Origin of the sequence: Cypionkella psychrotolerans (assembly GCF_001294535.1) — a bacterium.
GTDB lineage: Bacteria > Pseudomonadota > Alphaproteobacteria > Rhodobacterales > Rhodobacteraceae > Cypionkella > Cypionkella psychrotolerans.
In genome coordinates this window covers 1-13,868 of sequence record NZ_LGIC01000042.1, presented here as the reverse complement: position 1 = coordinate 13,868, position 13,868 = coordinate 1, and the positions used below count along the sequence as shown (strand labels likewise).

General features: G+C 59.8%; 11 protein-coding genes and 4 pseudogenes. 3 read left to right on the top strand and 12 right to left on the bottom strand.

All coding sequences use genetic code 11. The features are described from left to right. Window positions 1-138 (bottom strand): annotated as a pseudogene (locus tag AKV04_RS27980) (IS110 family transposase); the annotation flags it as partial. 155 nt (window positions 139-293) lie between these two features. Here AKV04_RS27980 and AKV04_RS25510 point away from each other — a divergent pair. Beyond that, window positions 294-1,139, top strand: a pseudogene (locus AKV04_RS25510) (IS5 family transposase). A 331-nt stretch (window positions 1,140-1,470) separates the two neighbouring features. On the opposite strand, the gene tal reads toward AKV04_RS25510, so the two are convergent. The 7 genes from tal to AKV04_RS09860 all read right to left on the bottom strand — a co-directional run bounded on the left by tal (window position 1,471) and on the right by AKV04_RS09860 (window position 8,521). Then, window positions 1,471-2,415 carry a transaldolase gene (tal, locus tag AKV04_RS09885; RefSeq protein ID WP_054006289.1) on the bottom strand — a complete coding sequence of 315 codons (945 nt, stop codon included), beginning with the start codon at window positions 2,413-2,415 and terminating at the stop codon, window positions 1,471-1,473. Window positions 2,416-2,440: 25 nt separating this feature from the next. Next, the gene (locus AKV04_RS26660; RefSeq protein ID WP_202905596.1) at window positions 2,441-2,809 is read right to left on the bottom strand and encodes a nucleoside/nucleotide kinase family protein; all 369 of its coding nucleotides are present in this window, start codon (window positions 2,807-2,809) and stop codon (window positions 2,441-2,443) included. Between the two features lie 70 nt (window positions 2,810-2,879). Next, entirely contained in the window at window positions 2,880-3,086 is a 207-nt protein-coding gene (locus AKV04_RS26655) for a hypothetical protein (RefSeq protein ID WP_202905595.1), read from the bottom strand. Window positions 3,087-3,112: 26 nt separating this feature from the next. Continuing rightward, window positions 3,113-3,883, bottom strand: coding sequence for a glutamine amidotransferase (locus tag AKV04_RS09875; RefSeq protein WP_054006287.1), 771 nt, complete (start codon window positions 3,881-3,883; stop codon window positions 3,113-3,115). Window positions 3,884-3,944: 61 nt separating this feature from the next. Further along, window positions 3,945-4,946 carry a rhamnose ABC transporter substrate-binding protein gene (locus tag AKV04_RS09870; protein ID WP_054006286.1) on the bottom strand — a complete coding sequence of 334 codons (1,002 nt, stop codon included), beginning with the start codon at window positions 4,944-4,946 and terminating at the stop codon, window positions 3,945-3,947. Window positions 4,947-4,988: 42 nt separating this feature from the next. Then, on the bottom strand, window positions 4,989-5,975 hold the full coding sequence (locus tag AKV04_RS09865; RefSeq protein WP_054006285.1) for an ABC transporter permease: 987 nt from the start codon (window positions 5,973-5,975) through the stop codon (window positions 4,989-4,991). Further along, complete coding sequence (locus tag AKV04_RS09860; RefSeq protein WP_054006284.1) at window positions 5,972-8,521, bottom strand: ATP-binding cassette domain-containing protein; 2,550 nt, start codon at window positions 8,519-8,521, stop codon at window positions 5,972-5,974. Before AKV04_RS09860 ends, AKV04_RS09865 begins: the two co-directional genes overlap by 4 nt. A 270-nt stretch (window positions 8,522-8,791) precedes the next feature. On the opposite strand from AKV04_RS09860, the gene AKV04_RS09855 reads away from it, so the two are divergent. Then, window positions 8,792-9,961, top strand: a complete 1,170-nt coding sequence (locus AKV04_RS09855; RefSeq protein ID WP_202905597.1) for an ROK family transcriptional regulator — start codon at window positions 8,792-8,794, stop codon at window positions 9,959-9,961. 178 nt (window positions 9,962-10,139) lie between these two features. On the opposite strand, the gene AKV04_RS27820 is transcribed toward AKV04_RS09855, so the two are convergent. From AKV04_RS27820 to AKV04_RS09840, 4 genes and pseudogenes are all read right to left on the bottom strand, one after another. After that, window positions 10,140-10,850: a GMC family oxidoreductase gene (locus AKV04_RS27820; RefSeq protein WP_407638417.1), complete on the bottom strand. Its 711-nt coding sequence runs from the start codon at window positions 10,848-10,850 to the stop codon at window positions 10,140-10,142. A 9-nt stretch (window positions 10,851-10,859) separates the two neighbouring features. Further along, window positions 10,860-11,078, bottom strand: a pseudogene (locus tag AKV04_RS27535) (GMC family oxidoreductase N-terminal domain-containing protein); the annotation flags it as partial. 272 nt (window positions 11,079-11,350) lie between these two features. Next, window positions 11,351-11,593 (bottom strand): GMC family oxidoreductase N-terminal domain-containing protein, encoded by a 243-nt coding sequence (locus tag AKV04_RS09845; protein WP_235815595.1) that lies wholly within the window; start codon window positions 11,591-11,593, stop codon window positions 11,351-11,353. Window positions 11,594-11,700: 107 nt separating this feature from the next. Next, window positions 11,701-13,107: an IS30 family transposase gene (locus tag AKV04_RS09840; protein ID WP_202905594.1), complete on the bottom strand. Its 1,407-nt coding sequence runs from the start codon at window positions 13,105-13,107 to the stop codon at window positions 11,701-11,703. Window positions 13,108-13,183: 76 nt separating this feature from the next. Here AKV04_RS09840 and AKV04_RS27085 point away from each other — a divergent pair. Further along, a pseudogene (locus tag AKV04_RS27085) lies at window positions 13,184-13,868 on the top strand (IS3 family transposase); the annotation flags it as partial.

Genomic DNA, 13,868 nt, shown 5'->3' with positions numbered 1-13,868 from the left:
GTCCTGATCGTTGATCCAACGCAACAGCGTCTCGGGTTCGCGCGCCACCTGCGCCTCCTTCACGATCTTCCCATGCTCGCTGATCACGCAGATCGCGGTCTTCTCCAGCGACACATCCAGTCCGACAAACAGCTTCATCCCGCACTCCTCCCTGTGGATCCGATACGGGAATGGCGCCAGCTTGCCCGCGATTCTGCAACCGTAACGGGCGGGTCGCGACGCAGGCCCCGTTACGGCATCTCATGGATTTGACTTTGGTTTCATGATTCAGCCTCCGCAAGGGGACCTGATCGATGAGCAACTTGTTCTGGCTGACTGAAGCGCAGATGGACCGTCTTCGGCCCTTCTTCCCCAAGAGCCACGGGCGTCCAAGGGGTGGATGATCCCGTTGCCCGGCAACGGTTTGCCTGCAAACCGTGAGAGGGGGCGGGTTCTGAGTGGCATAATCTTCATCAACCGCAATGGGTTACGCTGGTGCGATGCGCCTCGCGCATATGGGCCTGCGAAGACGCTCTACAACCACTGGAAGCGGTGGAGCGGGATGGGGGGCTTCGCCCGGATCATGGAGGGCCTCGCGTCCGATGCGGCAGAACGCAAGACCACCATGATCGATGCGACCTATCTGAAAGCGCACCGCACGGCCTCCAGCCTGCGCGTGAAAAAGGGGGGCGCGGACGGGCCACCGGGCGCACGAAAGGGGGGCTGAACACCAAGAGCTCCATGCCATCGCCGATGCCAAGGGACGGCCGTTGAAGTTCTTCATGACCGCAGGCGACCCTCTCGGCGATGCAAGCATCGCCTGCCGGGCAACGGGTCAGCGATTACACAGGTACTGCGGCCCTGCTGGGCCACATGCCGAAGGCAGAGTGACTTCTGGCCGACCGAGGGTATGACGCGGATTGGTATCGAGAAGTTTTAAAGACAAAGGGATACGGGTTTGCATCCCTGGCAGCAAGAGCCGCAGGAAGAAAGTCCGCTTCGACCGCCGCCGCTACAAACGACGCAACCGCATCAAGATCATGTTCGGAAGGCTCAAGGACTGGCGCCGGGTCGCAACCCGATACGACCGATGCGCCATCGCTCTCGCCGCAACCGTGCTCTTCTGGCTGTCAAAGTTAATGGGTCTGGAGCCTAGATAACGATTGATTCTCTCCATGTCATCGCCGCGTTATACGACTGCCTCGGGCAAAAATAGCCTGCGCGCGGGCTCACTATAGCGTGGTCGCGCGCGGACCTGCGCGCTCTGAACGCAAGTTGCGATACGTCCCGCTCCGCTGGCTGGGCCTTGGCGCCAACCGCAAAATCATGCGCAAAGCCCCCCGGTCAGCGGCGATGGCAGCGGCAGGAAGTTGAGGCATCGGCCTGTGATTTGGACCGACGCCCCCTTCGTTCAGATAATCCATCTGAAAGCCAGCGGCGGACAGCGCCTTTGCAATACCGCAAAGCTGCACGCCACCGAAATTCTGGCCCTTAGCCGAGTTTCTGCCGGACAATCTCACGCAATTTGACCAGATCTTTGGCAAAGCCCCGGATGCCGCTGGCAAGCATTTCCGTGGCCATAGCATCCTCGTTCAAAGCCCAGCGGAAGGCGCGCTCGTCCATGTCGATCTTTTCAACGGCTGCGAAACTGTCCGGCGAGAGCGCCCGCGCAATCGTGCCGTCGCTGTCGCCAAGCTGTTGCAGCAGGGCCGGGCTGATGGTCAGGCGGTCACAGCCCGCAAGCGCCTCTATCTGACCAGTCGAGCGGAACGAGGCCCCCATCACGACGGTTTTGATGCCATGGGCCTTGTAGTAGTTGTAGATATCGCGCACCGATTGCACGCCGGGGTCTTCCTCGGGGGTGAAGGTGCGGTTCAGGGATTTACTGTACCAATCGGTAATCCGCCCCACGAAAGGCGAAATCAGGAACACGCCCGCATCGGCGCAAGCAATCGCCTGAGCACGGCTGAACACCAGCGTCAGATTGCAGTCAATGCCCGCCTTTTGCAGCACCTCTGCGGCACGGATGCCTTCCCAAGTTGCGGCCAGTTTCACCAAAATCCGCTCGCGTCCGATGCCGCGCTCGGCGTATTGCGCGATCATCGCCGTCGCGCGCGCGATAGAGGCTTTGGTGTCAAACGACAGATCGGCATCAACCTCGGTCGAAACACGTCCGGGCACCAAACCCACCAGCGTCGCCCCAACAGATACCGCCAAACGGTCGGCAATCTGCGCCTCGCGGTCGCCCGACTGTTTGGCGCCCCAAGACACCGCCTCGGTCATCGCCTCGGCAAAATCGGGCGATTCAAGTGCTTTCAACACAATGGACGGGTTGGTGGTGCAATCGACCGGCTTCAGCCGACGCACGGCTTCGATATCGCCGGTGTCAGCAACCACGGTCGTCATACTGCGCAGTTGGTCTAGTTTTGATGGCATTTTGTTATCTCTCCCGTATCTCTGTTTACTCGGTCAGCGTGAAATCGGCAACCACGCTCAAGCTCTCAACCAGCTTTGCATTCTCAAGATCATTATCAAGCACGCGTTTTCGCGCGGCGATCGGGTCGAGCCCGTAGTCCTTCCACCGCTGCACCAGCCGCTTTTCGAGATCTGCCAGCAAGACATTCAGGGAAACGGTCAGGTCATAGATGGGCCGCAGCGCCGCCCAAGGCTGCTGATCCAGCAGCTGGTAGTTTCCCTCCACCAGAAGCAGGGCTTTATCTTTTGAAATCAGCCGCCCACCCGCCCGAGAAATTTCTAGCTTGCGGTCAAACACCGGCACGACAATTTCGGCTTCGGTATTTTGTTTCAGCCGCCCCAACACCGCCGCCACCACACCCACATCAAAGGTGAACGGGGGCCCCTTGCGCGCATGAGTGCCCAGGGCGCACAAAACAGCATCGTCAAAATGAAAGCCATCCATCGGGACAACCGCGCTGGACTCGGGTCTGCGCAAGTTCAGTGTGATCGCCAGATAGTCGCTCAGCGTTGATTTGCCACTGCCCGGCGCGCCTGCGATGGCCCTTCAAAGCAAGCAGATGTTCGATCAGCTTTTGCGCCATTGGCTTGTTGGACCAGGGGTTTGGGAACCTCTGCTGTGCTTCAGTCATCGGGTTCCCCCTTTGTTGCAGTATCCTTAACGGATACGATCCCCTCGGCAAACCCAAGTCACCATGTTCGTCATCAGCCTGCCATAAAGCTGCCAGCCCAGAAAATCGAGCGACAACCAATGCGGACCGATATCTGTCGACCAGATCACGCTGCGGCCCCTGCCATAATCGCGCACCGCCAGCAGTGGCCAATCCTTGCCGCGATACCGGCAGATCGCTAGCAGGGTCGAGGCGTCATCCCCGCGAAATTCCAACTTATTCAGCCCTAGTATCGGCGGCAAAGGCTGGTCTATTCCGGCGAGGATTGGGTGAGCCATATCCAGCAGGGTGGCGGTCAGCCCCTCTGGCACCTCTAGCCCATCACTGTGGGGCAAACACAGCACCGGCAGCACATCTTCCGCGGCCGTATCGGCAAAGCGCGCGGTTCCGAACATGCCTTGGAAGCCCATGTAGCCGCCTGCCATCATCAACCCGCCACCCGCCTCAACATAGGCTTTCAGCACCTCCAGCCGATTGGGGCCGACCTTCCCTTGGCGCGCATCGGGCGTCATAAGCAGCGTCAGCGCGCCAACATCCGACAGGATCACCGCGTCATATTCGGCCAATTCGGCTAAGCTGCGGGGGAACTCCGCGCCACAATGCTCGCCGCCGATCTGTGTCAGCGCAATTCCGGCAGAGGCAAGCGCTGCGTTGAACGCCAACGCACCGTTAGACCAGCCGGTCGTGGTGATCGTATCGCTCCCCGCACCGACCGTTGTCGTCGCAAGAAACGTCTCGCCTGCAAGCAGCACTTTCATCGGGCCACACCTTATACGGATTGGACAGGAGGCGGCCCTAGCCGCCCCCCAAGACGATTGATCAGAACTTGAATTCAGCCAAATTCGCGGGAGTCACGATTTTGGCTGGCCCAAGCACCAACTCACCATCTTTGCCAATGGTGTAGTCGCCCAAACGCCCCGCGGTAAACTTTTCACCTTCTTTTCCGGTGATTTTGCACTGCGCCAGCGCCTGCGCGGTTTGATAGGTCAGATAGCCAAGGTCCGACACGTTCCACCAGATATCCTGTGCCGAGCCGTCGGTGATATATTTGGCGATCAGGGTCGCCGGAGCCAGACCCGTCAGTTTGACCTTACCCATCATGCCCGCTTCTTCCAGCGCGCGGGCGGCCGCAGGCAGGCCGATGCCAGCAGGCACGATGATCGCTTTCAGATCCGGGAAGGCCTGAACCAAAGCCAGCGCCTGCTGTTGGTTGACCTGCTCGCTTTCCTCGCCGTAGGCCACCTGCACCAGCTTCATTTTGGCGAATTTCGGCTCGGCCGCCATTTTGGCCTTCATGAAGTCGATCCAAGCGTTCTGATTGGTCGCGGTGGGGGTCGAGGAAAGGATGGCGAATTCGCCCTCGCCGCCGGTGAGATCGAACGCGCTTTCCAGCATCATTTCGGCAAGGCTGTCGCCCTTGACCTGATTGACGAAGACCGAACGCGCGTCTTTGGCGACATCGGAATCATAAGAAATCACCCGAACGCCCTGCTCGATGGCGCGCTTCAGGGCAGGCGCAACTGCATTGGAATCATTGGCAGAAATTGCGATCACCCCAACCTGCTGCGACACGAGGCTATTGATGAATTCGATCTGGGCTTCAGCTGTGGCCTGCGACGGAGCGACTTGAATGACCTCGCCACCGATTTCCTTGGCGGCCTCCTCAGCGCCCTGCTTGGCAACTTGGAAATAGGGGTCGGTGTCAAGTTTCGGCAAGAAGCCAACCTTGACCGGAGCCGTGGCACATTCCTGCGCGAAGGCCATAGGGGCGGCGGCAAACATCACAACAGATGCCAGAAGGGTAAGTTTAAGCGATTTCATTTTTTCCTCCACTGAAATCGGGTTTCTGTTCGGGGCCCGAAATTACCCCTTCGTTCCGCGCAAAGAGCGCGATCTGTGCAGGCTCTCTTGGGCAGAGCGCCAGTAATTCCCCACCAGCAGCGAGCCGATCAGCAACAGGCCAATGATCATGCCCTGTGCGTCGCCGCCGATCTGGTTCAACGCCAGCACGTTGCGGATCACCGCAATCAGCACCAGCGCCAACAAAACGCCTGTCAGCTTGCCCTTGCCACCAAACACGGAAATCCCGCCCAGCAGCACGATGGTGATCACGTCCAACTCCATCCCCAGCGCATTGTTGGCCCGCGCATTCGACAGCCGCGCGGTGTAGACGATGCCCGCTACCCCCGCGACGACGCCTGAGGTGATGAACAACCGCAAGATCATGCGCTTGGTGTTGATGCCGGAGTATTTGGCCACCTCGGGGTTGCCGCCGATGGCATAGATGCGTTTGCCGACGGGCATCTTTTGCAGCACCACTGCAAACACTGGCGCCAACAGCAAAAACGGCATGATGGTCCACGGGATCTGCGTGCCGGGGAGGTTCTTGATGCCGAAATCAACAACAGCATCGGGGAGAATGTTCACCGAGCCGCTGCCCAGCAGGATGTAGCCAATGCCGCGATACAGCGCCATCGTGCCAAGGGTGACGACCAAGGATTGCAGCCCGAACGCCGTCACCAGATAGCCGTTGAGCGCCCCCAGCACGCCGCCCGCAATCAGCGTCAGCGGGATGGCCACCAACGTCGGCACGCCTGCCTGCACCAATAGCCCGAACACCACCGAGGTCAGCGCCAGCATGGACGCCACCGACAGATCAATCTCACGCGTGATGATCAGCAAGGCCATTGGCAGGATCAGCAGCGCTTTTTCCGAGGCACTCGCCGCAAGCTGTGACAGATTGAACGCCGACAGGAAATTCGGCACAAAAATCGCCGCATAGAGCACCACCGCAAGGCAGGACCCGGCCAGCAACATGTCCCAGAAGTCGAGTTTACGAAGGAACGTCATCCGATCTTCCTTTCCCGCGCTTTTTGCGCCCGGCGCACGATGAAGGCGTCAATCCCGACGGTGACAAGGATCACCAGCCCGTAGACGCCTTGCAGCCACAGCGGATCAACCCGCACCAGCGTCAGGCCATTCTTGATGATCAGCAGGGTGAACGCCCCCAAGACGATGCCCAGTAAGGTGCCCGCCCCGCCCCGGATCGCCACCCCGCCGACGACAGCCGAGGCGATCACCGTCAACTCGAATCCCAGCGCCACGCGGGCATCCACTGTCGCGTAGCGCGAGGCCCAAAGTGCGCCGCACAATCCCCCCAGCAGACCGGCAATCGCAAAGGCCGCAATGATCCGCCGATCCGCTGGAATACCGATCAGCCGCGCACCATCGGGGTTTGATCCGGTGGCAAACAGCTCGCGCCCCATCGCCGTGCGGTACAAAAACACATAGCCCGCCGCCAGAATGGCCGCCGCGATCAGCACGATGAACGGGATACCGGCGACGCGCAGGCTGGTCATCGCCAGCCATCGTTCCGTCACCTCATCGGCGCTGACCTGGTTGCCCGCTGCCCACAGCGAGTTGAAACCGCGAAAGATCGACATTGAGGCGAGGGTTACTACGATGGCCGGAATTTTGCCTTTTGTTACCACCAAGCCGTTGATCAACCCGGCGACCAAACCCACACTGCAAGCGGTTGCCAGACCAACCGCAAGGTCCAGCCCCGGATAGGCCTGCACCATGCTGGCAGCCATGTAAGCTGCAAGCCCCATCACGGCGGCAATCGACAAATCAATGTTGCGGGTGATCAGCACCAGCATCTGCGCCAGTGCCGCCACGATGACCAGCGCGGCATCCATCGACACGGCGGTGATGTTGGCCGCAGAGATCATGCGCGGGTTGATGATGGTGACGGGAATCGCAATCGCCAGCATTGCAGCGAGCAGGCCAAACTCGCGCCGTTTCAGGAAATCGAGCGGGCCTTTGACGGGCGTTGCCCGCGCCATTTCAACCGCATGGCTTTCCTGCTCACCGCTTTTGGTTGCGGCCTCCAGTACCTTTTCTTGGGTGGCCTCGCCCCGCGCAAACTCCGCAGTTTTGCGGCCTTCGCGCAGCACAATGATGCGGTCACAGTTGCCGATCAGTTCCGGCATTTCCGAGGAAATCAGCAAGATCGCCATACCCTTGCTCGCCAGATCAGCAATCATCGCATGGACTTCGGCCTTGGTGCCGACATCAATCCCCTGCGTTGGCTCATCCAAAATAAGGATGCGCGGGCCAGAGCGCAGCCATTTCGCCAGCACCACCTTTTGCTGATTGCCGCCTGAAAGCTGGTTGACCGACTGATCATAGCTGGCAAAGCGCAGCTTCATCCGCTCCAGCCAGCCCGCCACCAGACCAACCGCCCGGTCCGCCTGGTAAATTCCGCGCGGCGCGGCTGCGTCAAGGCTGGGCAACACGGCGTTGTCGAGGATCGAGAAATCCATCACAAGGCTTTGCCCCATGCGGTCTTCTGAGACATAGGCAATGCCTGCATCCATCGCGGCCTGCGCCGAGCCAAGTCGCATCACTGTGCCGTCGATCAGGATTTCCCCGGCATCCGGCTGATCAATGCCAAACAGCACCCGCGCAATCTCGGTCCGCCCCGATCCGACCAACCCGCCAAGGCCAACCACTTCGCCCGCATGCAGCTGTAGATCTATGCCGGCAAATGCCCCGCTGCGCGACAGGCCGCGGGTTTCCAGCATCATCTTGCCGGGAGCGGCGGTGCGTTCGGGGTAAAGGTCTGTCACCTCACGCCCCACCATCATCGAAATCGCAGCGGCCCGCCCCAGTTCGGCCTTGGGATGCACGCCGATCAAACGCCCGTCGCGCAGCACGGCAATCCGGTCTGCGATGCGAAATATCTCATCCATCCGGTGGCCGACGAACATCATCGCCACGCCGTGCTGGCGCAGATCGTTGACCACGGTGAACAACCGCTCCACCTCGCGCTGCGACAGCGCGGCAGTCGGCTCATCCATGATTAGGACGCGAGCATCCAGTGACAAGGCGCGGGCAATCTCCACCAACTGCTGTTCGGAAATCCGCAACCGCCCCAGTGGCACATCGGCGCGCACATCAAGGCCGACGGTTTCCAGCACACGGCGCGCGCCTGCGATCATCGCGGCGTTGTCGATGCCGCCAAAGCGGTCGCGCGGCATGTGGCCGATGTAGATGTTTTCCGCGACCGACAGATCAGGGAACAGGCCCGGATGCTGGTGCATGACCGCTACCCCAGCGGCTTGCGCATCGTGGGGCGAGCGGAAGGTGACGGGTATGCCATCAATCTGCACGCCGCCTTCGGTTGGCGCATGAACCCCCGCCAGCAGTTTGACACAGGTGCTTTTGCCCGCGCCGTTTTCCCCCAGCAGCGCCAGCACTTCACCGCGTCGTAGCTGAAACGAGGCATCCCGCAGCGCGACCGTGCCGCCAAACACCTTAGTGACATCCACCAAAGCAATCGGGGCCGTCTGATCCGCATCGGCAAAGCCAGCCGGATTTACACCAACATTCATGTGCGAGACAACTCCTCCCAGAGGTATTTCTTTTTTCAATTTGCTATAATAAATAAAATCCGGTTGCAACTGTTAAATTGACTTCCCTGCTTCCTACGGTCAGTGTCGAACACAATGAGACGTTGAGGTGGCGCGTCGCCAATGCGGGCTCGACCAAACGGGAAAGACCCGAAAAAGTGACAGGAGACGCTGGTTTTGTTAGGAAAAGGCAGCAATTCCAGTAAGCTTCGGCGCTATAACGAACGCTTTGTCCTCGATGCACTGCGCCGCATGAAGGAGGCCTCCAAGTCGGATCTGGCCCGAGCCGCCCATCTGACACCCGCTGCTGTGGCTGTCATCGTCGACGGGCTGGAAGCCTCTGGATTCGTCAAGCAGGTTGGAAAAAGATTTGGCCAGCGTGGATCTCCCTCAACTCTCTATCGTTTGACGCCGGAACGGGTTTACAGCGTTGGCATCAAAATTGGGCGCCGAGCGCTAGAGGCGGTCTTGGTTGATTTCACAGGAGAAATTCGGGCCCGCGAAACTCATGAATACCGTTTTCCCGACCCCGATCTGGTGCGAAAGGCGGGAAATACTGTTCTGGATAACTTCAACCAGATCGTCGGCAGTCTGGGCGATGCCACCATTGTCGGCCTCGGCATCGCCTCGCCTTATTTTCTGGGCTTGTGGAGCGATGAGTTGGACTTTCCAGAGGATCTTGGCGCGCGGTGGGAGGTCATTGATCTGACGACATTCTTCGCGCTCGACCCCAAAACGCCGGTCTTCGTCGAAAACGATGCGACCTCTGCAGCGCTTGCGGAATTGCTGCAAGGCACCGGTCGCCGTTACAGCGATTTCATGCATATTTCGATCGACACTTTCGTAGGCGGCGGGCTGGTGCAAGGCGGCAAGGTGCACACGGGGCCGCACGGCAACAGTGCCGCGCTCGGTCCCTTGCCGGTGTCGCCGTCAAAACTGGATTCGGTCGCCCCGCACAAGGGCCGGTACCAAAGCCTGCTGCACCGCGCCTCGATCTATGTGCTGGTCAACCATCTAAAGTCACGCGGCATAGAGATCACCCGTGTCCGCGAATTAGACCCGCTGCCCGTCGGAGCCCATGCGCCGCTTTATGAATGGCTCGACGATTGCGCCAATGCCTTGGCAGAGGCGATCATTGCCATCACCGCCGTCATCGACATCGAAGCCATCGTGCTGGATAGCATCCTGCCGCGACCGATTCACCATGACCTTCATGCGCGCGTGCAAGCGCAATTCCAACAGATGAGCGCGATCGGCATCGTGGAACCGGCCATAGTATCGGGCCAGTTCGGGCCAGACGCGTCGCCAATCGGTGCGGCGATGCTTCCGCTGTCCGCACTGTTCGCGCCGGATAGCAGCGTGCTGATGATCGGAAAAGACAGAACCAACCTGTCAGGCCGCCTGTCAACACAACCCAGCTGATGCAGACCCGCCTGATGTAGACCCGCCTGACGTAGAACTGTGCCACCATCCCTGCATTTTCCGTGACACCGCTCGGCAGACTCCACCGCCAGCGCAAAGCTGTGCAAAGTAGGCGATTTTACAGCCACGGCGCGCGGACCTGAATGCCGCGCGCTATCGTTTCTATCGTTTGGCGGCATTACATCTTTCGGGTGATCACACTCGCAATCTTCTCGGTCGCCATGATGATTGGGGCATTCACATTGGCGGAGGGGATCTTTGGCAGGATCGAGCCATCGACGATGCGCAGCCGATCAAGCCCATGCACCAAACCCGCCGCATCCGTTACAGCGCCCGCATCGCGGCCCATCCGACAGGTGCGGACCGGGTGGTGCTCGGTGTTGGCGACGTTGCGGATGAACGCCTCAATCTCGTCGTTGGTGGAATTGCGGCGCACCTCGTCCAACTGACCAGTGCAGTATTTGCGCCATGCCTGTTGCCCGACTATGTCCAGCGTTTTGCGCACACCTTCGATCATCTCGATCAAGTCGCGGCGGCTGTCAAAATAGTTGAAACTGAGGGCTGGCTTAACGCTGGGATTATTGGATTTCAACCGGATGGAGCCGCGACTGTGCGGGCGCATCTGGCTGATGAAGTATTGAAAGCCGTCGCCCAGCACGACCTTGCCGGATTGGAAATCGGCCAAGAATGGCTGGAATTCATGCTGCAGGTTGAAGTAATCCGTGCCACTGCCGCCGTTAAAGGACGCACCCACTTCGAAAAAACTGGTGGCACCAAGGCCTGTCTTGAACAGCAACCATTCCAGACCCAGTTTGGCGCGGCCGAGCAGACTTTCCAGACTGCAACTGATCGCATCTGCCCCGTTGGAGCGAAAGCGGAGCGAGACCACGACATGGTCTTGCAGCCCCTGCCCCACACCGGGCAGATCGGCCACTAGTGGGATGCCATGGTGCTTCAGATGTGCGGCCTCGCCCACACCGGACAGCATCAGGATATGTGGCAAGCCAATGGTGCCCGCCGTAAGGATCACCTCGCGCTCCGCCCCGACTGTTTCGGGTTGACCGTTGCGCAGGTAAGTGACGCCCTGCGCGGTGGTGCCGGAAAACACGATCTTCTCGACAAGGCACCCTGCGCACGGTCAGGTTGGGCCGCGCCATCGCCGTGCGCAGATAGGCCTCGGCGTTTGAGCAACGCTTGCCGCCCTGAATGATGGCTTGGGTGACATGCACACCTTCCTGCGCGCCGCTGTGTAATCGCCTGCCGCAGATAGGTAGTATTGCTCGCCTGCCAGTTGGAAGGCATCATAAAAGGCATGTTTGGCCGCACTTCGGGTGACGCTGAGCGGGCCGTTGCCGCCGTGCATCGAATCGCGGCCTGCATCAAAACGCTTCATCTTCTTGAAGAACGGCATGCAATCGTTGAAACTCCTCCCTCGACGCCAAGACTGGCCCATTGATCGTAATCTTTCGCGTTGCCGCGGACATAGACCATACCGTTGATGGAAGTTGAGCCACCAAGGCCACGTCCGCGTGCCTGCCCAATAGTACGGCCATGCAGGGCGGCCTCGGGTTCGCTTGCGAACTTCAAGTTGTAGGTGTCGCTTTCGATCAGAAAGGTAAGGGCTGCAGCCATCTGGATGAAGAAGGACTTGGCGATCCGCGCCTTGAACATGGCCATCGCCCTGCGAAGGCCACCAAAGGGATGCATTCATCATAGCGACAGGGGCAGCCTAGGCGGATTCAACCGGTCGTCGCAACACCTTCGATCATATCCGTTTTGAGCAGGCGGTCGAGTGCTTCCGCTGGTGTCTGCCAGCCGAGCGTCTTGCGTGGGCGCGTGTTCAGCGCGTTGGCAACGGCATTCAATTCATCCGCACCGTGTTGGCTGAGATCCGTTCCCTTGAGAAAGTATTGGCGAAGCAGACCATTGGTATTTTCGTTGCTGCCTCGCTGCCAAGGGCTTTGTGGGTCGCAAAAGTAAACGTCGAGACCGGTGTCGATCCGGAGCTGGGCGTGTTGTGTCATCTCGGCGCCCTGGTCCCAGGTTAGGGATCTGCGCAGGTGTGCTGGTAGGTCCATGATGGTCCCCACGATTGCGTCGCGAACGGCTTCGGCACCATGACCGGCAAGAGCAGGCCCATTCCTGATGGACTTGGCCTTTCCATGGCCCTCCATTCGCGGCAGATGCAGCAGCATCGTGAAGCGCGTGGTTCGTTCGACCAAGGTTCCGATCGCCGAGCTGCCCAGATCGAGAATGAGCTCACCTTCCCAGTGGCCTGGCACCGCCCTGTCACAGACGTCTGCCGGGCGATCGCTGATCATCAACGCATCCCCGACAAAAGACTTGCCTCGGTTCCGCGCGCGTTCTCGGGGAAGACGCAGCGCCCGGCCTGAGCGCAGGCAGGCGGAGAGCTCGCGCTCCAGGGCGCCGCGTCCTTGAATGTAGAGCGCTTGATAAATCGCTTCGTGACTGATGCGCATGGTCAGGTCCTCGGGGAAGTGCACCTTCAGCCGCTGCGCGATCAGTTCCGGGCTCCACGCCAAGGACCAGCGTCGACTTTGCCGGTGAACCGCCCGTCGTTTCTTCCATACCACGACAGGCCCATCGAAAGCGACGCCGTTCGGCGTGGCGATCAGGCCTGCGAGCCGGTCCTGCACATAGTCACGCAGGGCAGGATTGTTCGCCAGCTTGCTGGCCTTGGGGCTTTGGGCAGCACGGTCCGCATGCCACTGCGCGGTGATGGCACGGCAATCGAAATCCCCGCTAGGGGTCGCGGAGTTACGCCTGATTTCGCGGGAAATCGTGCTGGGCGAACGCCCCAGTTTGCGTGCAATGGCGCACACCCCGGTCTTGCGCGCGCATTCCAAGGCTATCTCCTCACGCTCGGCAAAGGAAAGATTGCGGCCCTGCGGCTGCGGCGCAGATGTGGCCAAATGTGTGGGAGGCATTCCGCCAGAACTCCGAAACCAACGGCTTGCGACAGGAGCAGAAACACCGGCTGCGACACCAGCATCTTCACTGCAGAGACCTGCTGCGATCCACCGCCAGAACCGACACAGATTCACACGCTGCCAGACAGGCCAACGTCCTGGCGAGCACAATCTGCGCCGCATGGACCATTCGGATTTTCGCTTTCCAGTCGTCATCTACACCTCCAAGGTCTGAATAGCCCCTAGATTTGTAGACGCCTTGCTTGGTAATTTTGGAAGCAAGGAGGACGATATGTCCACGAACAAATTCACAGATGAGTTCAAGCGCGATGCGGTCGCACAGGTCGAGGATCGGGGCTACCCGGTGCGCGAGGTGGCCGAGCGATTGGGGGTCAGCACCAAGTCGATCTACACATGGCAGAAGCAGTTTTCGCGGCCCGCAAAGGTGATCCAAGAGGTCGATGCGCAAGCTGATGAGATCCGCCGGTTGAAGCGAGATCTGCTGCGGGTCACGGAGGAACGGGACATCCTAAAAAAGGCGACCGCATACTTCGCCAGGGAATCCCGGTGAGGTATGCGTTTATCGCCGAACACCGGCCAATCTTTGCCGTCAGGGCTATGTGCCGGATGCTGGCCGTTCATCCGAGCGGCTTCTATGCATGGCTGCGTGAACCTTTTTGTCAGCGTGCGCTGGAGGATCAGCGCCAAACGGTGCTGTTGAAGCAGGCTTGGGATGACAGCGGCGAGGTCTATGGATACCGCAAGTTGCATGATGATCTGTGCGACATGGGCGAAGACATCAGCCCCAACAGGGCTTGGCGTTTGGCGCGTCTAGCAGGGATAAGGGCCCAGATTGGTTACAAAAAGAAGCCTGGCTCTTACGGCGGCAGCCCTGCGGTCGTGGCCGACAACACCTTGAACCGAGAGTTTGATGTCGACGCTCCGGACCAGTTCTGGGTCACAGATATCACCTACAT